We start from the raw sequence: 21,158 nt of genomic DNA, 5'->3' as shown, positions 1-21,158 counted from the left end.
CTTACGTAACGAAGGCGCGAAAGGCAAGGACGAAGCGATGACGACGGCAGTTGAAGTGGTAAATCTTTCAAACAGGGCTTTGGTTCATATCACTGGCGAAGAGGCGGAAAAATTTCTGCAGGCTGTGATTACCACCGACCTCGACAAGCTTGGACCGGACAACCTGAAACCGGGAGCATTGCTCGCTCCGCAAGGGAAAATCCTGTTCGATTTTCTCGTTTCACGCATTGATGGCGGCTTGCGTTTCGATCTCCCGGTAAGCATTGCCGCCGATTTCATCAAACGTATCACCCTCTACAGGCTGCGTGCGAAAGCCGAAATAACGCAACTACCAGAATCGCTTGTCAGTGTTTCCTGGCAAACTGAATCACATCCTTCACAGAATGGTTCAATCAAGCGGGACAGCCGCTTTCCGACCGAGCTGAACGTACACCGGATTTACGGTCCGGCCGATGGCACGACCGATGAAAGCGCATGGACAAAGCTGCGCGCAGAGTATGGCATAGCGGAAGGCGAAACGGATTTCGCTTATAATGACGTATTCCCGCATGACGTCAATTTCGACCAGACCGGCGGCGTTTCCTTCCCGAAAGGCTGTTTCATCGGGCAGGAAGTCGTGTCGCGCATGCAGCATCGCGGTACGGCTCGGCGGCGCGTTCTGGTGGCACACTCCGATGGAAATCTGCCTCCGATGGGTACGCCTATTACCGTTGATGGGCGCGAGATCGGCACGACAGGAAGCTCCGCTGACACTATCGGCATCGCGCTTGTGCGCATCGATCGCGCCAAGGATGCGATAGATGCGGGTAGTCCGATTCTGGCTGGCGAAACGCCCATAACACTCACCTTGCCGCCTCACGTGCGGTTCGGGTTTCCGGAAGCTGAAGCGGGTAACGCCTGATGGCAAGCGCCGACCGATCTTCCGGCAAGACACGTGCCTGGCAACGCATGTTGTCGGGACGCCGTCTCGACCTGCTTGACCCCTCGCCGCTCGATATTGAAATCGAAGATATTGCTCACGGCCTTGCCCGTGTTGCACGCTGGAACGGTCAGACTGTTGGTGAACATGCTTTTTCGGTCGCACAGCATTCGCTGCTCGTGGATCAGATATTCACCCGGCTGGTGCCCGATGCCAGCATTGAATGGCAGCTATTGTCACTCCTGCACGACGCACCGGAATATGTGATCGGTGACATGATCTCGCCCTTCAAGGCGGTGATGGGTGGCAATTACAAGATAATCGAAACGCGGCTGGAAAACGCAATTCACCTGCGCTTCTCGCTGCCGGTAACTGTGCCTGCGCAGCTCAAGACGCTGATCAAGCGCGCGGATCAGGTTGCCGCTTTCTTTGAAGCCACGCGACTTGCCGGTTTCACCGAGACCGAGGCCGTTAAATATTTCGGGCGCCCGCGTGGCTTCGACCCCGCAGGGCTGGATATCGCACCGCGCCCCACACAAGACGTGCAGATAGATTTCCTGGCGCGATTTGCGGCATTGGACAAGGCGCGACACCCCCGATGAGCCGGATCGTCGTGACGCCCTTGTCGCAACTGGCAACACAACTCGCATCGCACCAGCCCAGCCATGTCGTGACGCTTGGAAGCGAGGCCCCGGCGGCTCTGCCTGATGGCTACGATGCCGTCCGTCTGTCGCTGACATTCAACGATATTATCGAATTGCGCGAGGGGTTGGTCGCCCCCGATGAAACCCATGTGCGGGGACTTCTGAACTTCGCGAAGAGCTGGTCCATGGATGCGCCTTTGCTCATCCATTGTTATGCTGGCATTTCTCGTTCTACGGCCGCGGCTTATATCATCGCTTCGGCTTTAAACCCGGCGCTGGATGAAAGCGAGCTTGCCGCGCTTGTTCGCAGCCTGTCACCATCTGCGACGCCGAATATCCGGCTCATATCGCTCGCAGACGAAGTTCTGGGGCGAAACGGACGAATGACTGCGGCCATACGCGCAATCGGACGCGGAGCGGATGCCTTCGAAGGTGAGGTTTTCAGCTTGCCTGCGAGACATTGATCGCTCGCCCGAGAGCATTCAAAAACCCGCCGCGTGCATCAGGCGGTGTTACAGCACGCGGCTCCCAGACATGCCGCATCAGAAAATAGCCTGTCATCGTGAACGCATGATCGATGTCGTCATAGGACGACGCGCGAACAGCAGTATTGTTGACGAAGCCGGGCAGCAGCAGAAGCTTGTCGGCCCAAGGCGCCCCGGCATCACGGCAGACCGCGCGCCCGGATTTCGGCGACACATAGATCAGGTCTTCCTTGACGCCTGTTGCCGCGCATTTCTTGAGATCAAGGCCGAAGCCCAGCTCTTCAAGCATCATCACTTCGAAACGCAGCACCAGTTCGCCAGAGGCCAACGGATCGTCAAAATGTTCGATGATGAGCCGCAATGTCTCATAGAGGCCGCGATGCGGATCGCGTTCCGGCAGGAGACGCAAATGGGAAGCCGCCAGTTGGATACCGTATAACGCCACTGGCGTTTCGATGAGGCGGGCGGCGGCAAATTCCAGCGGTTCGATGGTAAAACTGCCCATATGCTCGTCCAGCCGCGCCCACCATGTCACGTCCACATGATTGCCCGGCTGTAGCAAAGGCTGCATGCGGCGGGAACGCCCGCCGCGCACCATACCCATATGGCGGCCATGCTCACGGGTCATCACTTCCACGATGGCGCTTGTCTCGCCATGGCGTCGTGTCCCGAGAATTATGCCTTCATCGCGCCATTCCATGGCCGCCAGTCTTATAATTTAGGTTGGAAAATCAAGACCCATTTCACGATAGCGTTCCGGGTCGTTGCCCCAGTTCTCACGCACTTTCACGAAAAGGAAGAGATGAACCGTCTGTTCCAATATCTCGGAGATTTCCTTGCGCGCGGATTGCCCGATTGCCTTGATCGTCTCACCCTTGTGGCCAAGCACGATCTTCTTCTGGCTTTCGCGCTCGACATAGATCACCTGCTCGATGCGGACTGATCCATCCTTGCGCTCTTCCCAGCGTTCGGTTTCCACCGTCGACGAGTAAGGCAGTTCTTCATGCAGGCGCAGATAGAGCTTTTCGCGCGTGATTTCGGCTGCAAGCTGCCGCATCGGCATGTCGGAAATCTGATCTTCCGGATAATACCAAGGACCGTTCGGCACGTTCTCTGCGAGATATTTCGCAAGATCCTTGCAGCCCGATCCGTTCAGCGCCGAGATCATGAAGGTCTGGTCGAACGCGACCAGCTCGTTGGCCTTGCGGGCAAGGTCCAGCAAAACCGGCGGATCGACACGATCAACCTTGTTGAGCACTAGAACTTTCTTCTGGCGCACGTCCTTCATGCTCGAAAGCAGCGCTTCGGCGTTCTCGTTCAAACCGCCTTGCGAATCGAGAAGAACGAGAATGATGTCGGCATCCTTCGCACCGCCCCAGGCCGTGGTGACCATGGCACGGTCGAGCCTGCGCTTCGGCCGGAAAATACCAGGTGTGTCCACCAGGACGATCTGCGCCTGATCTTCAATGAATATGCCGCGCACAAGAGCGCGTGTCGTCTGCACCTTGTGCGTGACGATAGAAACCTTCGTTCCCACAAGCTGGTTGACCAGCGTGGATTTCCCCACATTCGGCGCCCCGATCAACGCCACGAAGCCGGACCGGGTCTGGCCTGCCTCGTTTTCGCCGTCAGCCGGCGTCGTCCGATTGTTCATTTTTTATCCTTCCAGACGATATTTCCTTGCAGAACGCCGCCGTCCCCTGCGTACGGCATTCCGGATACGACAAAACCGCCGACGAAAGCGACACATCGTAATTGACTGATTATAACCGATCTCGACTTAAAAAACGCCAACTCTTGCATCAAGCGGAATCGTCACGCTTCCAGACGCCTTCGCGATAAAGCATCGCTTCCGCCGCATTCTGTTCGGCTATTCTTTTCGAACGCCCCTCACCCGTTTCCGTGGCAAAGCCCTTGACCGTAACCTCCACCGCGAACAGCGGATCATGGTCCGGACCGGTGCGGCTTATGATGGCGTATGAAGGATGGACGTTGCCCTGCTGGTGTGCCCATTCCTGCAGTTCCGTCTTGGCGTCACGGCGGGCAGCGCCCGTTTGCAGAGACCGCTTCTCCCAGTAGCGCTTGACGAAAGGCCGCACGGCCTCCAGTCCGCCATCGAGATAGATCGTGGCGATCAGTGCTTCGACAACATCGGCGCGGACATTCAAAAGACGCTTGTCATTCAGCGACTTGATATCGGAACCGGTATGGATGAGGTTAGCGAGACCGATCTCATCGGCAATCGCCGCACAGGTTTCTGCGTTCACCAGCGCATTGAGGCGAACCGACAGTTCACCTTCGGATGCGTCCGGAAACTCATCGAACAGCATTTCCGCGACGGTCAGTCCCAGAACGCGGTCACCGAGAAATTCGAGACGTTCATAATTTGCGCGCGATGGCGCCTGCACACTTGAGTGGGTGAGCGCACGATCCAGCCGTTTCAAATTGAGAAAACGGTGTCCGGTGCGCTCCTCCAGGATTGCTGCTGCCTGATTTGCCGAAGCCATTTCAGTTTCCGGTTACAGCTGTATGCGGCGCGGCATTGACTGAACTGAACAGTCGGCCAAAGCGAACATCAGTCGGCCATTTCCAGATTTCCAGCGGGCTCGCCTTGTCGGCAATGGAGAAGAAGATGATGTTTGCGCGCCCGACAAGATTCTCAAACGGAACATAGCCAACGCCGAAACGGCTATCGAGCGAGTTGTCACGATTGTCGCCCATCATGAAGTAATGACCGGCCGGAACCTCGAAAACACGCGTATCGTCACCGATGGAGTTTGGCGACAGATCAAGCGTGTCGTAGGTCACGCCGTCCGGCAAGGTTTCACGATAGACTTCGACGGGGCGGTTCTGTTCGGTGACATCGGGATTGTTGATCGTGCCGATGCGATCGCGCTTGACCGCCTGATCATTGATATAGAGCACACCACCGCGCATCTGCACACGATCACCCGGCAGGCCGATCACGCGCTTGATGTAGTCGACGGAAGGATCGCTCGGCAGCTTGAACACCACCACGTCACCACGCTTCGGTTCGGCACTCCAGATGCGACCTGAAAACAAATCCAGTCCGAACGGCAGTGAATAGCGCGAATAGCCATAGGCATATTTCGAAACGAACAGATAATCGCCTTCGAGAAGCGTGGGGCGCATGGAGCCCGACGGTATGCTGAAAGGCTGGAAAAGAAGGGTGCGGATGACCAGTGCCAGCAGCAGCGCCTGCACGATAACGCTGATGGTTTCGCCAAGGCCGCCGGATTTTTTTGTCTCACTCTTGCTGGACACGCTCATTGTATCTCCGCTTCCGATAACGCGATCTAATAACGACTATGAATGCATGACGCAATCAGGCCACCGGCAGAACGCCGGTTTATCGCACGATTATGAGCAGGAGTTTACCTGTCACAACCACAACTATTTCGTCTCTGTGCCTGATCCAAAAGTCGCTATGCCTTGCTGCAAATGGCATTTTTCTGCGCTTCCGGTGCTCATGTACCTTTAAGTACACTGCGCTCCGGTTCTCGAAAATCACCATTCTCGCTGCGGCCTGACGCATTTTGATTCAGACACTCAGGCAGGGCTTCGATGATCACGAACGCCTGCGCGAGAGGAAAATCATCGGTAATTGTCAGATGTATGGCGGCGCGTGTTCCGGCGGGCAAGAGTTTCTGCAGCTGCTTTGCGGCACCACCGGTCAAATGCATGGTGGGCTTTCCGGAAGGGGCATTGACCACGCCCATGTCCCGCCAGAAAACGCCCTGAGCTATGCCAGTTCCAAGCGCCTTCGCACAGGCTTCCTTCGCCGCAAAGCGCTTTGCATAAGATGCAGCACGCTGCTTGCGCCCGTCCGATTTTTTCTGCTCGACCTCGGTAAAAACCCTGTTGCGAAAGCGATCGCCGTGTCGTTCCAGCGCGCTTTCGACACGACGAATATCGATGAGATCGCTGCCTATACCGACGATCATACTTTCTGAAGCTCCTGTTCGCGGTGCAGGCGATGTTTTTCGGCAAGGCGTTCGATACGGCGACGGCGGAAGGCCGAAACGGCAAACCGGGTAACGAAATAGACCACGACAGCGAATGCTGCGCCCAGAATCGTTGAGCCGAATAGCATCGGCTTCAAAAGCGGCGTCCAGATTTCATCGAAATGCATGGTTTCCAGTGCCCGCCCGAGATGAACTGGCGGAGCATCGTCGATGCTTCCATTCATGATGAAGCGGCCCAGCTCGAATGTGCTGCCCCAGATGAATGGCAGGGTCAGCGGATTGGCAAGCGTCGTGCCAAGTGCCGCGGCGGCAATATTTCCGGCAAGGAAATAGGCCAGCACGATTGCGATGATGAGATGGAAGCCAAAGAAAGGCGTGAACGCCGAAAACACGCCCACGGCCAGACCGGCTGCGACAGCATGAGGCGAGGCAGTGATGCGCAGAATCCGCTTTCCACCGTACCGGAAGGAACGGGAGAAGGAGCGGCGCGGCCAGACCAGAAGCCTTAAGCGCTCTTTTCTGGTCGGAGGATTACGGCGTTGAAACAGCATGCGCTTCTATTAATGCTCTCCCATCGCGGAGACAATTGTTATTATTCGGCCAAAACTGCGGCGTTGTCGCTGCGCTCAAACGGAACAGTGTCCAGTCGAGGCAAATAAAACCGCGGCGAAACACCGAGCATCCTGCGGAACATCGTCGTGAAAGCGGAAACGCTGTCATAACCCAGATCCAGTGCCACGCTCGTCACCGCCTCCCCTTCTGCCAGGCGGGGAACTGCCGCAAAAAGACAGGCCTGCTGGCGCCAGACTGAAAGGCTTACGCCAGTCTCCCGTTGGAAATGCCGGGTGAACGAGCGCCGGCTCATCGCCATCCTGTCCGCCCAGTCATCAATTGTGGCGCGCGAAGAAGGCTTTTTCACGAATTCACGACACAGTTTCTGCAAGCGCGGATCCGATGGAAAAGGCAGGCCCAGCGAGCGTTGCGGCAATGTGTGAAGGTCCCGCAGGATCAGTTCGATTACCAGAGCATCGCGACTATCCGGTTCCGGCGTGCTGTCCTGCGTCGTTGCATCCGTTATGAGGCACCGCATGAGATCGGTAAGCCCGACCACGTGGAGATAATCCGGTACGCCCGAGACGGCATCGACGCAGATGTAAATCGATCGCATAAAGACTTCGCCGAGGATTTCAACCGAGTGCTCCACACCTGCCGGTATCCACATGGCGTGGTCACTGGGAATCATCCAGCGTCCAGCATCCGTCGTCACCAGCACCACTCCTTGTGAGGCGCAGAGAAGTTGTGCCCGGCTATGGCGGTGGCGCGGCACAAAATAGCCGTCGGGATAGCGTGTCGGCAAGGCAATCACTGGCCCGCTCATGCCCTCCAGCATGGCAATACGCTGCTCGTGGAACTTCTGCAGCTCCTCGCTTCCCGGCAGTAAAAGCCCCGGCGGAGACTTTGGTTTCATTGCAGTTCTGCCCTGCGTTTGGCCCACTCTCGAAACTATTGGACCAAATCACGAAAGCGGGCGAGAGGCAATAGTCCTATTAATGGCTTGCTGAGAATGGGTCGCGACATTCGCTGGCGGAATGAATTTGACGTTTGAATCGGACAAGTACCGGTTCAGACGTCAAATTCGCGAATTTTCGCTGGTTTCTCATCAACACCCCGTAATTTTCTTGAGGGTCTTGTTTCCTGTTTTCGGATGGTATCTGCAGGAAATTTGCCTGAGAGCCTGGATCAAAAAGCGTCATGTGTGTGCGAAAATGGTGATTTTCGAGTACCGGAGCGCAATGTACTTCTAAGCATGGTCCCGAAAAGTTGCAGACTTTTCGGATAAGACTATGCACCAGAGAAAGCTACATGAGCACCGGAACGCAGACAAATTGCCATTTGCAGCCACACAGGGCGACTTTCGGAACAGGCTCTGAAGACCGGCTTTCATCTTCGGAGAAGTAGTATGAGCATGAGTGCTGCACAGCAGCCATCAAACAGCGGCGCGGATAATACTGTCCTCGCTATTATTCTGGCCACAAGCATGGGCCATTTCCTGAACGACATGATGCAGTCGCTCCTTCCTGCCATCTATCCGATGCTGAAGGATAACTACAGCCTGTCATTCTGGCAGATCGGCCTCCTGACATTCACTTTCCAGATGACGGCATCGATCCTGCAGCCACTCGTGGGCATCTATACCGACCGCAAGCCGATGCCTTATTCCCTGCCTTTCGGAATGGGCTGTACGCTTGTCGGGCTGATCTTTCTGGCAACGGCACATCACTATTCGATCTTGCTTCTGGGGGCGGCCTTTGTCGGTTTCGGCTCGTCCGTCTTCCATCCGGAAGCAGCTCGCGTGGCGCGTCTTGCCTCGGGTGGGCGTCATGGCTTCGCGCAATCCCTGTTTCAGGTGGGCGGCAATTTCGGCTCGTCGATTGGCCCGCTTCTGGCAGCGTTCATCGTTCTGCCTTTCGGCCAGATCAGCGTGTCGTGGTTCTCCGTCGCCGCACTGATCGGCATGATGCTGCTCTGGTATGTCAGCAACTGGTATAATCGCTACCGGATTGCCAATGCCAGCAAGGCGAAGCCCGACAAGACCCTTCCGCTTCCACGCAACAAGGTTCTGGTGTCCGTTGGCGTTCTGGCAATGCTGGTCTTCACCAAGTACATCTACATGGCCAGCCTGACGAGCTACTACACCTTCTACACCATTAGCCATTTCGGCGTGACGGTGCAGGCATCGCAGCTGCTTCTGTTCCTGTTCCTCGGTGCGGTAGCTGCGGGAACGATCATAGGTGGCCCGATCGGCGACAAGATCGGTGCGCGCAAGGTGATCTGGGCATCGATCCTCGGCGTCCTGCCGTTCACGCTGGCCCTGCCCTATGCGAACCTGGAAATGACGGCGATCCTGACGGTTATCATCGGCCTGATCCTCGCCTCGGCCTTCCCGGCAATCGTGGTGTTCGCACAGGAATTGCTGCCAGGACGCGTCGGCATGGTGTCGGGCCTGTTCTTCGGCTTTGCTTTCGGCATGGCCGGTATCGCAGCCGCCGTCCTCGGTATCGTGGCCGATCACAAGGGCATCGAGTATGTTTACACCATCTGCTCGTATCTGCCGCTGCTCGGCTTGCTGACGATTTTCCTGCCCAAGCTGGAAAAGAACCGCAAGGCCTGACCCATATGAAAACGCACAGCCCGAGAAGCAATTCACGCTCCTCGGGCTGTGCTCAAAATAGTGGAGCACCGCACGTCCCCCAACGGCGGTGCTCCCATGCTACTGACCTTTTGACGGCCCGGTGCAGCAGCATTCTCTTGATAGAGCATCTTCCGCTCTATCTCTTTGTTCCAACGCAAGTTCAGACGGCGAAACTGAAGCCGTGCATCGTCTCCCTGCGAAATTCATCGAAAGCAGCCGCCACCAGACGGATCAGCGGCTTGCCGTCGCTAGTTGCGCTGATGACACCGCCGCGGACTTCCACAAGCCCGTCAGCCACCAGAGGTCGCAACAGGGCCAGCTCGTCGGAAAACTCCACGCCCGGCGCCGTTGTATTCAGATCGACCCGGAAATTGCACATCAGGGCTGTGATGATTCCGGCACGGATACGGTCACTTTCGCGCATGGCATAACCGCGAACCGTTGCAAGGTCGCCCGCTTCAACCCGCTTGGAATATTGCTTCACGTCCGAGATATTCTGGGCATAGCCACCGGGGAATTGCGAAATCGATGACGGTCCGAGACCGATCAATGTCTGGCAGCGATCATCCGTATAGCCCTGGAAATTCCGGTGCAGCGTTCCATTGCGCGCAGCGACCGCCAGATTGTCATCCGGCAATGCGTAGTGATCGATCCCCACCGGCTCGTAGCCGAAACCGATGAAGCTGTCCGCCACCACACGTGCCTGAGCGAAGCGCTCGTCAGCATCGGGCAGAAGGCTTGCATCGATCAGGCGCTGATTGGCGCGCCGCTGCGGAAGATGCGCATAGCCATAGCAGGCAACACGGTCAGGCTTGAGCACCGCAACCTTTTCACAAGTCTCACGCAATGTCTCGACGGTCTGCAACGGCAGGCCGTAGATGAGATCGAAGTTGAGGCGATCAATGCCGACTTCCCGCAGCAGAGTTGCAGCCTTAGCAACCGTTTCTATCGGCTGAATGCGACCGATGGCTTTCTGAACCTCGGCATCGACATCCTGTACGCCGAGGCTGGCGCGGTTGACTCCCATGAGCGCAAGCGTTTGCACCAGCTGCGGGGTAACCGTGCGCGGGTCAAGCTCGATGGCGTGTTCCATCTCAGGCGCAAAATCGAACGCAACGCGCAGAGCGGCCAGAATGCTCGTAAACTGACGCGGGTTCAAAATTGAGGGCGTACCACCGCCCCAATGAAGATGGACGACACTGGGCCGTGCTGTCAGGCTCTTGCTGACAGTTTCGATTTCGCTGAGCAAAGAAGTGCAGAAGTTTTCGACCACGTCGTTGCGGACCGCCATCTTGGCATGACAACCGCAATAATGGCAGAGCTGCCGGCAATAAGGCACATGGATGTAAAGGGAGACGCTTTCTTCCGGCCCGATCTGGCGCAACCAACGATGAGTCGTATCGACCCCCACAGGCATGAAATCAGCAGCTGTCGGAAAGGACGTGTATCTGGGAACCGCCAACGCGGCGTAGCGTCTTATCGCTTCTTCATGCATAGCGCGTCCACCTTAAGCGTCGGGCGCTCCGGCGAGGCCCTGCCGGATATGCGCACACCAGAACCGGGGCGACATTCCGCGGGGCAAGACGGCATGATGCGGCAAGGAAGCCCGCATGCATGACAGCCGATATTGCAATTCCCAGCCACAACAGCACCTGTTTTCCCCATTTTGAACGTGCAATCCTGAAACGGATCGCATCAATCTCTATGATCAGGAATAGGCTGTTCTGCCGGGTGCTGCATTGATTTGAATCAACGGAAATACACCCGGCTTTTAGGGATGGCAGCTTAAATTCAGAGGTTTTCCGGGTCCATTCCGGCAACGGCCGCCAAAGACCGGCGGGACAGGATCTCAACCGTATTGGCGTCAAGCAACTGGATCAGCCCCTGAGTCTTCAGCTTTGTGAAGCTCCGGCTGACAGTTTCAATGGTCAGGCCGAGATAATCGGCAATATCGGTACGGTTCATCGAGAGATGCACCGGGTTCGGCTTCTCGCCGCGCTTTTCAGCCCGCGCGGACAGCACCAGAAGAAAGCTCGCAAGCTTTTCCACCGGTGCAAGGCGCCCGAGAACCAGCTGATTGTCACGCGCCGTGCGAAGAGCTGCCCGCGTCATCTGGTGCAGACGCTCCTTCAATTTCGGGAAACGCTCCATCAGATCATCCATCTCTCTGGTGGAGAAGGCGCACAAAACCGACGGTACGACCGCTTCAGCAGACTGAGAGTACGTCTCGTCGTCAGCCAGACCGAGATAGTCGCCAGGGAACAGGAAACCTGCAATCTGCCGACGTCCATCCGGAAGCGATGTGTAGATTCGCAGCATGCCGGAGGTCAGGCTGAAGACACGGCGCTTCGGCTCCCCCTCTTCCACCAACTGCTCATTGGCATCGAGACGCTTGGACGTCATGATTGCTTCGAGAGCTCCGAGATCGCCGTCGTCAAGTGCCGCACAAACCGCCGTTCGTCGGACATCGCAATCCACGCATACCCCACATGGCGCACGGTAAAGCGATCTGGGGTCGAATCTGATAGGCGTTACACTCACGATGGAACCCTGTTTGTGGAAGCTGGAAGAACGTTTTTGCAGTTACCCCTTAAATAGGTAACTAGAACGCGTCCCGCAAAGCGGAATTTCGCCGCAGGGGTGTATCGTCCCCCGCAGCGTTTCAAAAGCCGTCGGTGTGCTTGTTTAAATGTTGCGGCTACCGGGCTTCACAGCCGGAATTGCAGCAAGCTCCGGCGGCAATTTATCCGCAGGATAGGCCGGAACTTCATATTCGGCGAGAGCAATCAGCTTCGTGCCAACATCCGCCTTGCCCGCCGAGCGGTCCACGATGCAGGCCGCAGCCACAACTTCAATGCCGAGGTCCTTCATGCAGTCGATCGTTTCGCGGATGGAAAGTCCGGTCGTGACGATATCTTCCACGATAACGACTCGCGCGCCCTTCGGCACATCGAAACGACGCAGGCGGAACACACCGTTCTCGCGCTCTACCCAGACCGACGGAACACGCAGATGGCGTGAAGTTTCGTAGGAGGGAATCAAGCCACCAATTGCTGGACCAACCACATAATCGATAGGTCCAAGATCTGCCGCCTGGATTTTCTCTGCAAGCGCTTTGCATAGCTTTTCCGTCTTGTCGGCATGCATGAAAACACGCGCCTTCTGAAGGAAAACAGGACTGCGCAGGCCTGACGTAAGAATAAAGTGGCCTTCAAGGATCGCTCCCGCTTCGCGGAAGACGGCAAGCACATCTTCGGTGTTCATCTTAGTCCTATCCGTTCACGCGTTTCGCGCCGCTGACGCTCGCGCTTTCTTTCAATTGGGAAATGATACGGTTGAGATGCTTGAGGTCCCAAACCTCGACATCGATAATCATCTCGGTGAAATCCGGTGCGGTGCGCACCATGGAGAGATTGTGAATATTCGCGTCGTTGGCAGCCACGATCTGCGCGATCTCCGCCAGAGAGCCGGGCGAATTGATGGCCGATACGCTGACGCGAGCCGGGAAACGCTCGCTCATCTGATCATCGATGTCCCAGCGCACGTCGATCCAACGTTCCGGCTGATCGTCATAGGCTGTCAACGCAGGTGACTGGATCGGATAAATCGTTATACCGGCGCCGGGCTGCAGGATACCGACGATGCGATCTCCGGGAACGGCCCCCTCCGGGGCAAAGCGCACAGGCAGGTCCGAATTGGTGCCGCGAATCGGCAGCGCCTTTTTCCCGGGCTTCGCCACGGCATCTGCATCGGTCTTCGCTGCATCCTCACTGCCCTCAGGCACCTTGAAGATCATGCCGGCGGCGTTCTGGATGTTGAACCAGCCCTTTTCGCCAGTCTTCGCCGGACTATTCTGCGATGTGACGCGTGTGTCCTGATAGTCAGGATAGACCGCCTTGACCACATCGGTGGACGGCAGCTCTCCGCGTCCGACTGCGGCCAACACATCCTCTACATCCTTGCGTGCCAAACGCGGAAGTCCTGGCTTCAGAATATCCTTGCTGAACGGCTTACCGGCACGTTCGAATGCGCGTTCCAGAATGCGCATGCCAAGCCCGGAATATTGCTTGCGAACAGCCGAGCGGGTCGCGCGGCGAATGGCTGCGCGCGCCTTACCGGTTGCAACAAGCGACTCCCATGCCGCAGGGGGAACCTGCGCCTTGGAACGGATGATATCGACCTCATCGCCGTTCTTCAGTTCGGTCATCAACGGCATGATGCGCCCGTTGACCTTCGCACCGACGCAGCTGTCACCGATATCGGTGTGAACGGCATAGGCGAAATCGATCGGCGTCGCACCACGCGGCAGAGCAATGAGGCGGCCCTTGGGCGTGAAGCAGAAGACCTGATCCTGAAAGAGCTCTAGCTTAGTGTGTTCAAGGAACTCTTCCGGATTATCGCCTTCTGAAAGCTGCTCGATTGTCTGGCGCAGCCATGCATAAGCATTGGTCTCGGTCGACATTTTGTGCGGATTATTGGCGCTGCCACGATCCTTGTAGATCGAGTGGGCTGCGACACCAAACTCCGCAATCTCATCCATTTCGCGTGTGCGAATCTGCAGCTCGATACGCTGGCGCGACGGACCGATGATGGTGGTGTGGATCGACCGGTAATCGTTCTGTTTAGGCGTTGAGATATAATCCTTGAACCGGCCCGGAACCATCGACCACGTCGTATGAATGAGACCGAGCGCCCGATAGCAATCCTGCGTGGTGTCGACCATCACGCGGAAACCAAAAATGTCGGAAAGCTGCTCGAATGAGAGACCCTTGGTTTCCATCTTGCGGAAAACCGACCACGCTTTCTTTTGGCGGCTCTTCACACTGGCCTTGATGCCATGCTTCTCGAAAATCTCGGACAGGTCCTTTTCGATCTTCTGCAGCAGGCCGCGGTTCTTTTCCAGAAGCTCGGCCAGGCGATCCGTCACGGCGCGCCATGCATCCGGATTAATATAGCGGAAGGCCAACTCTTCGAGCTCTTCCCGCATATCCTGCATACCCATGCGGCCAGCGAGTGGCGCATAGATATCCATCGTTTCCTCGGCAATACGCAGGCGCTTGTCTTCCCGCATCACGCCCAGCGTGCGCATATTGTGCAGACGATCCGCAAGCTTCACCAGAAGCACGCGGACATCTTCTGAAATCGCCAAAAGCAGCTTGCGAAGGTTTTCCGCCTGCACTGCTTTTTTCGAAACGAGGTCGAGCTTTTTGAGCTTGGTCAGTCCCTCGACGAGCTTGCCGATTTCAGGGCCGAAGAGCTGATCGATTTCCTGCCGAGTGGCCGTCGTATCTTCGATCGTGTCGTGCAGGAGCGCGATTGCAATCGTCGCTTCATCCAGATGCATATCGGTGAGGATCGCAGCGACTTCGAGCGGATGGGAGAAATAGGGATCGCCGGAAGCACGTTTCTGACTGCCATGCTTTTGCATGGCATAGACATATGCCTTGTTGAGAAGCGCCTCGTTCACGTCAGGCTTGTATCGCTGAACACGCTCCACAAGCTCATATTGGCGCATCATCTACGAGAACTCCCTTTCGAAACCGGTACTTGTACCTGCACACATACCGGGCATTGTGACCCAAAATCGCCGAAAATCGAATAGTTCTCGACGTTTAGGCTTAATTTTCTGCCGACAATATTAATTTCCGGCAGAAATCGCTCGTCATCTGGTCATTCTAACCGGCAACAAGCATTCAGAAACTTCTCGACCAGTCAGTGTGTAAACCGTCGGCGCATAAAAACATGCGCCGCGACTGGAAAGTCGCGACGCATGCACTAAAGAGAAATAATTCGAACGACGATTAGAAGTCGTCGTTCTTCTCTGGTGCGACGAGGCCTTCGATACCGGCGAGCAGCTCTTCTTCCGACATACGGTCGAAAGCAACCACATCTTCCTCGGCAGCGTCTGCAATGCCTTCTGCAACTTCTTCCGAAGAAGAAGCAATCTGTGCAGGCGCAGCGGCTTCTGGCTCGTCGACTTCCACATGCTTCTGCAGAGAGTGGATGAGATCTTCCTTCAGATCATCTGGCGACAGGGTTTCATCAGCGATTTCGCGCAGCGCAACAACAGGATTCTTGTCGTTGTCGCGGTCGATGGTGATCTGTGCACCCTGGGAAATTTGGCGAGCACGGTGACCAGCCAGCAGAACCAGTTCAAAACGGTTCTCGACCTTATCTACGCAGTCCTCAACAGTGACGCGGGCCATGCGCGGTCCCTTTCATTTCTCGAACTTTATTGGATTTTCCCCACATAACGCTTGTGGAGCCAAATTACAAGCAAAAGCGGAATTGCTCGTGCCTCACCTCATGAAATCTGCCAAAAGAACGTCAATTTCATGGATTCACCCGATAAAACACGGCGGCGCGTCAAAACGGCACAATATTTTGTAAGCCAGAACGGGATTACTGAGACAAGACTCCCTTATAGGTAATTTTGTGCAGGTAAATAACAACCCATGGTTGCTTGTTTTTCTGTGATATATCCTTAGAAGGCAATAAACGCATTGGTAAAATTTGATACCACCCGCCGTTTAGAAAACAAACTGATAAGCGGTCGTCGGTCCACTCCCGTCCGGCCGTAGAGTGGATATATTGCACGATGTTCGATTCTCGTGAAAAAATTGCCCTTTTTATTGATGGCGCCAATTTATACGCCGCCTCGAAAACTCTGGGGTTCGATATTGATTATCGGAAGCTTTTGAAGGCATTTCAGAAGCGTGGCTATCTGCTTCGTGCATATTACTATACGGCATTGGTTGAAGATCAGGAATATTCCTCGATCCGCCCGCTGATCGACTGGCTGGATTATAACGGCTACAAGGTCGTCACTAAGGCTGCCAAGGAATTCACGGATTCCACCGGGCGTCGCAAGGTGAAGGGTAATATGGACATCGAACTGACAGTCGATGCCATGCAGCTCACCGATACAGTCGACCATTTTGTGATTTTCTCAGGCGACGGCGATTTCCGTTCACTTGCCGAAGCACTTCAGCGCAAGGGCCGCAAGGTTTCGGTTGTCTCGACCCTCACCACCCAGCCGGCCATGATTTCCGATGAACTGCGCCGCCAGGCCGATCATTTCATCGATCTGGTCTCGCTCAAGGCTGAGATTGGCCGCGATCCGTCGGAACGCGCACCGCGCCGCCAGGATGACGATCTCGACGACAGCTATTGACGCCGTCGTCGAGCCGGTTCATGCAGGGGCATGATTTCCGAACCATCTCCCAACTGTGATATCTGCCCCAGGCTGCACGCATTCCTGCAGGAATGGCGCCGCAAGGAGCCTTCGTGGCATAATTCACCGGTTCCACCGTTTCTGCCAGCGCATGATGACGATGTTCGGCTCCTGATTGTGGGGCTGGCGCCAGGTTTGCGCGGCGCCAATAGAACCGGACGCCCCTTCACCGGCGACTATGCCGGTGATCTGCTCTACAGCACACTGTGTGAATTCGGTTTTGCCACTGGCAAGTTCGAGGCTCGTCCTGACGACAGTTTGCGCCTGCTGGATGCCAGCATCGTCAATGCGGTGCGCTGCGTGCCGCCGGAAAACAAGCCCATCGGCGCCGAGATCAACAATTGCCGACAATTCCTGTTGCCGATGCTGACCCGATTTCGGAATCTGCAGGCAATCGTCACACTGGGAACGATTGCGCATCAATCGACGGTTCGTGCACTTGGTGCGCCGGTTGCGCGACATCCCTTCGGTCACGACCGGGCAAGCGACATTGGCAGCCTGCGCATTTTTTCCAGCTATCACTGCTCGCGCTATAACACCAATACCGGGCGGTTGACGGATACCATGTTCCGAACCGTATTCCGGAATGTACGCGACTATCTGAATCAAAAGAGCGCCTGAGGCGCTCTCATACTTTGCTGATCTTTATCCCTTATCCCGCATCAAGCGAGCCTTTTCACGATTCCAGTCGCGCTTCTTTTCCGTCTCGCGCTTGTCGTGAGTCTTCTTGCCTCGCGCCAGCGCCAGTTCCAGCTTCGCGCGACCCCGATCATTGAAGTAAAGCTTCAATGGCACCACGGTCATCCCGTCGCGTGATACCGAGTTGAACAGGCGGGACATTTCGCGTTTGCTGATGAGCAGTTTGCGCAAGCGCCGCGGCTCGTGGTTGAAACGATTGCCCTGCGTATATTCCGGAATATAGGAATTGATAAGCCAGAACTCGCCATTCTCAAAGCTCGCATAGCTCTCCGCTATGTTGGACTGATTGGCGCGCAGCGACTTGACCTCGGTGCCGGTCAGGACGAGACCGGCTTCGAGCGTATCTAGAATTTCAAAATTGAAGCGCGCCTTGCGGTTTTCCGCGATGATTTTGCGCACAGGAGAATTCTTGGGCTTGTTCATGATGGCACCATATAATGTGCAATGCCTGAAATGAAAACGCTCCCGAAGCTACGGGAGCGTAAAAATCAGCGAAAGCGGTAAACTTGACGGGTCAGTTGACCAGACCCGCATGCTTCATGGCCTGATCGATCTTCTCTGCCGTCGCGGCTTCCACAGTCACCATCGGCGAGCGCAAGGCATTTTCCACGCGGCCGAGGCGCGACAGCGCATATTTCGGGCCTGACGGGTTTGGCTCGATGAAGAGTGCCTTGTGCAGCGGCATGAGGCGATCCTGCAATTCGAGTGCCTTGGAGAAATCGCCGGCCTGACATGCATCCTGGAATTCGGCGCAAAGACGCGGCGCAATGTTGGACGTCACCGAAATGCACCCTACCCCGCCATGGGCGTTGAAACCAAGAGCCGTTGCGTCTTCACCGGAAAGCTGGATGAAATCCTTGCCGCAGGTTGCGCGTTGTTCGGATACGCGCTCGATCTTGCCAGTCGCATCCTTGACGCCCACGATGTTCTTGTGATCGCGAACGAGTGCGCCCATCGTTTCCGGTGTCATGTCGACGATCGAACGACCGGGAATATTGTAGATGATGAGCGGGATCGAAATGGAGCGGGCCACACGCGAAAAATGTTCGTAAAGACCACGCTGGTTCGGCTTGTTGTAGTAAGGCGTGACGACGAGAACGGCATCAGCGCCAGCCTTTTCGGCATGTTGCGCCAGTTCGATCGCTTCCACAGTATTGTTGGAACCTGCACCGGCGATCACGGGAACGCGACCAGCTGCAACCTCAATGCAAACCTCAATGACGCGCTTGTGCTCGTCATGCGACAGGGTCGGTGTTTCACCAGTCGTGCCGACTGGGACGAGCCCTTTGGTGCCTTCTTCGATCTGCCAGTTTACAAATGCGCGAAAGGCTTTCTCGTCGAACGCTCCTTCGGAATCGAATGGCGTGACAAGCGCGGTAATTGAGCCCTTCAGCATTAGTGAACTCCTGAAAAAAGAAAGACTGGACCTCATTCCACCGATCAGCTTGGGATCACCCTGGGGCTTCTGACCGGGTTGAGGCGTTGCACAATAGTCTTGCCACACGAGTGGAGCAAGCGGGGTATACAGGCAAAACAAGGGCAATACGGCAGTTTTGCGACAAAATTTAAAGCGATCCCCAAGCTCCACCGGCTATTCGCTCGATTGCCTTTAGAAACATCGGCGGCCCGAAACAACCAAGATGCGGCAACACCGAAGCGATAACGCTTTATTAAGGATAGATTCATTCCTTGAGCCTATCCTCATCATTGAAATAGCCAGTCAAAAACCGGGCTAAGAAAAGCCGGATTTCAACAACATATTGCACATCAACCAAGTCTTTGTTCTAGTTAGCCAATGTCAAAACAAGTCGCAGCGATATCCCTGAAAAGAAAAGCTCTCCTCGCGAGTTGCTTTGTTGCGGTTACTCTGCAGCCGGTGATTTCGCTCGCCCAATCCTCGCTGCCGTCCGGCGTTCCCACCCCGCTTGCGCGTCCCTTTGCACCGACGACGACACACCAGTCGCCGATGAATCTGGTGACACCGAAACCGCGTCCGGCCACGCCTGATCCGGTCGTGACGTCAGCAGTCAGCCGCATGGAAAACCCGGCAGCGATTGGTGGAACGCTGAAAAGCGGGCTTGATGCCCTTTCCTCCCGTGACACGGCAAGTGCTATCGCATTCCGCAACGGGATGCCTCGTGGTTCGCTTGACCGCCAGATTCTGACGTGGGCTATCGCGACATCCGGTCTTGATGGTGTGCCGAGCGCTGAAATTGCAGCGGCGGCAACAGATTTGCGCGGCTGGCCGGGGACATCGGTTCTGCGCCGTAACTCTGAACGGGCCTTGTTCAAGGAAAATCCAGCTCCTGCGACCGTAATCGCAACATTCGGCAATACGCGCCCGCAGACTACAGAAGGCATGATTCTTCTTGCCCGCTCCTATGTCAGCACTGGAAATGCGGGCAAAGCGCGCGAACTGCTTTCACCATGGTGGGCTACACAGCGCTTATCAGCCGATGACGAGCAAAAGATCCTGAAGGAGTTCTCTGACGTTCTGACGCGCGAAGATCATCAGCGCCGTATTCTGCGTTCTCTTTATAATGACCGTATGCAGTCCGCAAAACTGCTTGCAGGTCCGGCACAGGCCCAATCGCTTTACAACGCTTTTGCGGCAGTAGCACAGAAGTCTCCGAATGCCGCCAAGGCGATAGCGGACGTCGACCGCACGTGGCAGGGAAACGCCGCCTATCAGTTCCTGAAGATTCGCTATCTGCGTCGCGCCGAACGCTATAACGAGGCGACAGACCTCATGCTCAAGGCACCACGTCAGGCGTCGGCGCTTGTCGATCCGGATGCCTGGTGGGTCGAACGCCGCATCCTGTCACGGGAACTGCTCGACCTTGGCAAACCGCAGCTCGCCTACAAGCTGGTTTCGGCCCACGCCGCCGAATCGCCCACAATGGCCGCAGAAGCGGAATTCCATGCCGGATGGTATGCACTGCGCGCCCTGAACCAGCCGAAGACGGCTGCGCCACATTTTGCCAAGATCGCAGAAATCTCCTCGCGTCCGATTTCGGCGTCTCGTGCTTTCTATTGGCTCGGACGGTCGGCCGAAGCAGGTAGCGGTGGCGATGCGCGCGACTATTATCGCCGCTCCGCCCATTTCGGCACAACATTTTACGGACAGCTTTCGGCAGCCAAACTGAGCGAAAAAGCACCTGAGCTTATCTATCCAAGACCAACGGAAGCGGATCGCGCGCGGTTTGCGGGCCGTCCCGCCGTGCAGGCAATCAAGCGGCTGGAACAGGTCGGCTATAGCAGTCGCGCAACGACGCTCTACAATCAGCTTTCGCAGGAACTCGACAGTGTCGGCGAACTGGCTCTGCTGGCGGTCATGGCCGAGCGCAACGAGAACCACTATCTGGCGCTGCGCGTCGGCAAAAATGCTGCATTGCGAGGTCTTGATGTTGGTGCTCTCTCGCATCCGCTTGGCGCAATTCCCGCCAATGCCAATATAAGCGGATCAGGTAAGGCTCTAGCCTATGCTATTGCCCGGCAGGAAAGTGAATTCAACGTCGGCGCTGTTTCAAAAGCTGGCGCACGCGGTCTGCTGCAACTTATGCCAGCAACGGCCAAAAGCGTGGCGACCCGCAACGGCATGAGCTTCTCCGCGCCACGCCTCACGACGGATGCAGGGTATAATGCGACGCTTGGCGCCCATTTCCTCGGCGAGCAGCTTGACCGTTTCAATGGGTCTTACGTTCTTACCTTCGCCGGTTACAATGCAGGCCCTCGCCGCGCATCCGAATGGGTCGAGAAATATGGCGATCCACGTGGCAAGCCTATCGATCAGGTCGTCGACTGGATCGAACGTATCCCCTACTCCGAGACACGCAACTATGTTCAGCGCGTGATGGAAAACTACGAAGTCTATAAGGCCCGCCTGACCGGAAGTGCGGATATACAGACCGATCTGATTTACGGTCGCCGCTAGAGCGGTTCCGGTTAAAACGAAGTCGCTAGAACCGCTCTATCTCTTTGTTTTCACGCATGTCTTT

At 56.1% G+C, this 21,158-nt stretch carries 20 protein-coding genes and 1 pseudogene; 7 read left to right on the top strand and 14 right to left on the bottom strand.

The genetic code is table 11. The annotated features are described in order from the left end of the window. Window positions 1–37 precede the first annotated feature (37 nt). Genes ygfZ through FG152_RS06040 form a run of 3 tightly spaced genes read left to right on the top strand, consistent with a single transcriptional unit; the run spans window position 38 to window position 2,027 of the window. A complete protein-coding gene (ygfZ, locus tag FG152_RS06050; protein ID WP_498985499.1) occupies window positions 38–901 on the top strand; it encodes a CAF17-like 4Fe-4S cluster assembly/insertion protein YgfZ in 864 nt (287 codons plus the stop codon). Further along, window positions 901–1,521 (top strand): YfbR-like 5'-deoxynucleotidase, encoded by a 621-nt coding sequence (locus tag FG152_RS06045; protein ID WP_010661645.1) that lies wholly within the window; start codon window positions 901–903, stop codon window positions 1,519–1,521. The genes ygfZ and FG152_RS06045 overlap by 1 nt, the downstream gene beginning before the upstream one ends. Next, a complete protein-coding gene (locus FG152_RS06040; RefSeq protein ID WP_010661644.1) occupies window positions 1,518–2,027 on the top strand; it encodes a tyrosine phosphatase family protein in 510 nt (169 codons plus the stop codon). The genes FG152_RS06045 and FG152_RS06040 overlap by 4 nt, the downstream gene beginning before the upstream one ends. On the opposite strand, the gene recO is transcribed toward FG152_RS06040, so the two are convergent. The 7 genes and pseudogenes from recO to FG152_RS06005 all read right to left on the bottom strand — a co-directional run bounded on the left by recO (window position 2,005) and on the right by FG152_RS06005 (window position 7,472). After that, a complete protein-coding gene (gene recO, locus FG152_RS06035; RefSeq protein ID WP_010661643.1) occupies window positions 2,005–2,748 on the bottom strand; it encodes a DNA repair protein RecO in 744 nt (247 codons plus the stop codon). The genes FG152_RS06040 and recO overlap by 23 nt on opposite strands. 18 nt (window positions 2,749–2,766) lie before the next feature. Further along, window positions 2,767–3,702: a GTPase Era gene (gene era, locus FG152_RS06030; protein ID WP_498985496.1), complete on the bottom strand. Its 936-nt coding sequence runs from the start codon at window positions 3,700–3,702 to the stop codon at window positions 2,767–2,769. Between the two features lie 148 nt (window positions 3,703–3,850). After that, complete coding sequence (rnc, locus tag FG152_RS06025) at window positions 3,851–4,555, bottom strand: ribonuclease III (protein ID WP_010661641.1); 705 nt, start codon at window positions 4,553–4,555, stop codon at window positions 3,851–3,853. A 1-nt stretch (window position 4,556) separates the two neighbouring features. Beyond that, on the bottom strand, window positions 4,557–5,339 hold the full coding sequence (gene lepB / locus FG152_RS06020) for a signal peptidase I (RefSeq protein WP_010661640.1): 783 nt from the start codon (window positions 5,337–5,339) through the stop codon (window positions 4,557–4,559). Between the two features lie 281 nt (window positions 5,340–5,620). Continuing rightward, a pseudogene (acpS, locus tag FG152_RS06015) lies at window positions 5,621–6,013 on the bottom strand (holo-ACP synthase); the annotation flags it as partial. After that, a complete protein-coding gene (gene bspA / locus FG152_RS06010; protein ID WP_029925252.1) occupies window positions 6,010–6,585 on the bottom strand; it encodes a type IV secretion system effector BspA in 576 nt (191 codons plus the stop codon). The pseudogene acpS and the gene bspA, both read right to left, overlap by 4 nt. Window positions 6,586–6,626: 41 nt before the next feature. Continuing rightward, entirely contained in the window at window positions 6,627–7,472 is an 846-nt protein-coding gene (locus FG152_RS06005) for an AraC family transcriptional regulator (protein ID WP_029376309.1), read from the bottom strand. A gap of 522 nt (window positions 7,473–7,994) precedes the next feature. Between FG152_RS06005 and FG152_RS06000 the strand changes: the two genes are divergently transcribed. Next, entirely contained in the window at window positions 7,995–9,206 is a 1,212-nt protein-coding gene (locus FG152_RS06000; protein ID WP_010661635.1) for an MFS transporter, read from the top strand. Between the two features lie 181 nt (window positions 9,207–9,387). Here FG152_RS06000 and hemN read toward each other — a convergent pair whose 3' ends face one another. From hemN to rpoZ, 5 genes are all read right to left on the bottom strand, one after another. Further along, a complete protein-coding gene (gene hemN, locus FG152_RS05995) occupies window positions 9,388–10,722 on the bottom strand; it encodes an oxygen-independent coproporphyrinogen III oxidase (protein ID WP_010661634.1) in 1,335 nt (444 codons plus the stop codon). Between the two features lie 296 nt (window positions 10,723–11,018). After that, window positions 11,019–11,768 carry a helix-turn-helix domain-containing protein gene (locus FG152_RS05990; RefSeq protein WP_278375691.1) on the bottom strand — a complete coding sequence of 250 codons (750 nt, stop codon included), beginning with the start codon at window positions 11,766–11,768 and terminating at the stop codon, window positions 11,019–11,021. A gap of 144 nt (window positions 11,769–11,912) precedes the next feature. Then, complete coding sequence (gene pyrE / locus FG152_RS05985) at window positions 11,913–12,491, bottom strand: orotate phosphoribosyltransferase (RefSeq protein ID WP_010661632.1); 579 nt, start codon at window positions 12,489–12,491, stop codon at window positions 11,913–11,915. Between the two features lie 7 nt (window positions 12,492–12,498). Beyond that, window positions 12,499–14,745 (bottom strand): RelA/SpoT family protein, encoded by a 2,247-nt coding sequence (locus FG152_RS05980; RefSeq protein ID WP_010661631.1) that lies wholly within the window; start codon window positions 14,743–14,745, stop codon window positions 12,499–12,501. 283 nt (window positions 14,746–15,028) lie between these two features. Beyond that, a complete protein-coding gene (rpoZ, locus tag FG152_RS05975; RefSeq protein WP_010661630.1) occupies window positions 15,029–15,433 on the bottom strand; it encodes a DNA-directed RNA polymerase subunit omega in 405 nt (134 codons plus the stop codon). A 392-nt stretch (window positions 15,434–15,825) separates the two neighbouring features. On the opposite strand from rpoZ, the gene FG152_RS05970 reads away from it, so the two are divergent. Together FG152_RS05970 and FG152_RS05965 are read left to right on the top strand one after the other, a co-directional pair. Beyond that, window positions 15,826–16,401, top strand: a complete 576-nt coding sequence (locus FG152_RS05970; RefSeq protein WP_012092419.1) for a LabA-like NYN domain-containing protein — start codon at window positions 15,826–15,828, stop codon at window positions 16,399–16,401. Window positions 16,402–16,431: 30 nt separating this feature from the next. Continuing rightward, window positions 16,432–17,082 carry a uracil-DNA glycosylase gene (locus FG152_RS05965; RefSeq protein ID WP_010661628.1) on the top strand — a complete coding sequence of 217 codons (651 nt, stop codon included), beginning with the start codon at window positions 16,432–16,434 and terminating at the stop codon, window positions 17,080–17,082. Between the two features lie 24 nt (window positions 17,083–17,106). Here FG152_RS05965 and smpB read toward each other — a convergent pair whose 3' ends face one another. Continuing rightward, window positions 17,107–17,583, bottom strand: a complete 477-nt coding sequence (gene smpB, locus FG152_RS05960) for an SsrA-binding protein SmpB (protein WP_010661627.1) — start codon at window positions 17,581–17,583, stop codon at window positions 17,107–17,109. A gap of 91 nt (window positions 17,584–17,674) precedes the next feature. Then, the gene (gene dapA, locus FG152_RS05955; protein WP_010661626.1) at window positions 17,675–18,556 is read right to left on the bottom strand and encodes a 4-hydroxy-tetrahydrodipicolinate synthase; all 882 of its coding nucleotides are present in this window, start codon (window positions 18,554–18,556) and stop codon (window positions 17,675–17,677) included. Window positions 18,557–18,955: 399 nt separating this feature from the next. Between dapA and FG152_RS05950 the strand changes: the two genes are divergently transcribed. Next, window positions 18,956–21,094, top strand: coding sequence for a lytic transglycosylase domain-containing protein (locus FG152_RS05950; protein ID WP_200892876.1), 2,139 nt, complete (start codon window positions 18,956–18,958; stop codon window positions 21,092–21,094). Window positions 21,095–21,158 lie beyond the last annotated feature (64 nt).

This window comes from Ochrobactrum sp. XJ1 (assembly GCF_024701725.1).
Taxonomy (GTDB): Bacteria; Pseudomonadota; Alphaproteobacteria; order Rhizobiales; family Rhizobiaceae; genus Brucella; species Brucella anthropi.
The sequence above is the reverse complement of the archived record's forward strand: the minus strand, read 5'-3'. Positions and strand labels throughout refer to the sequence as shown.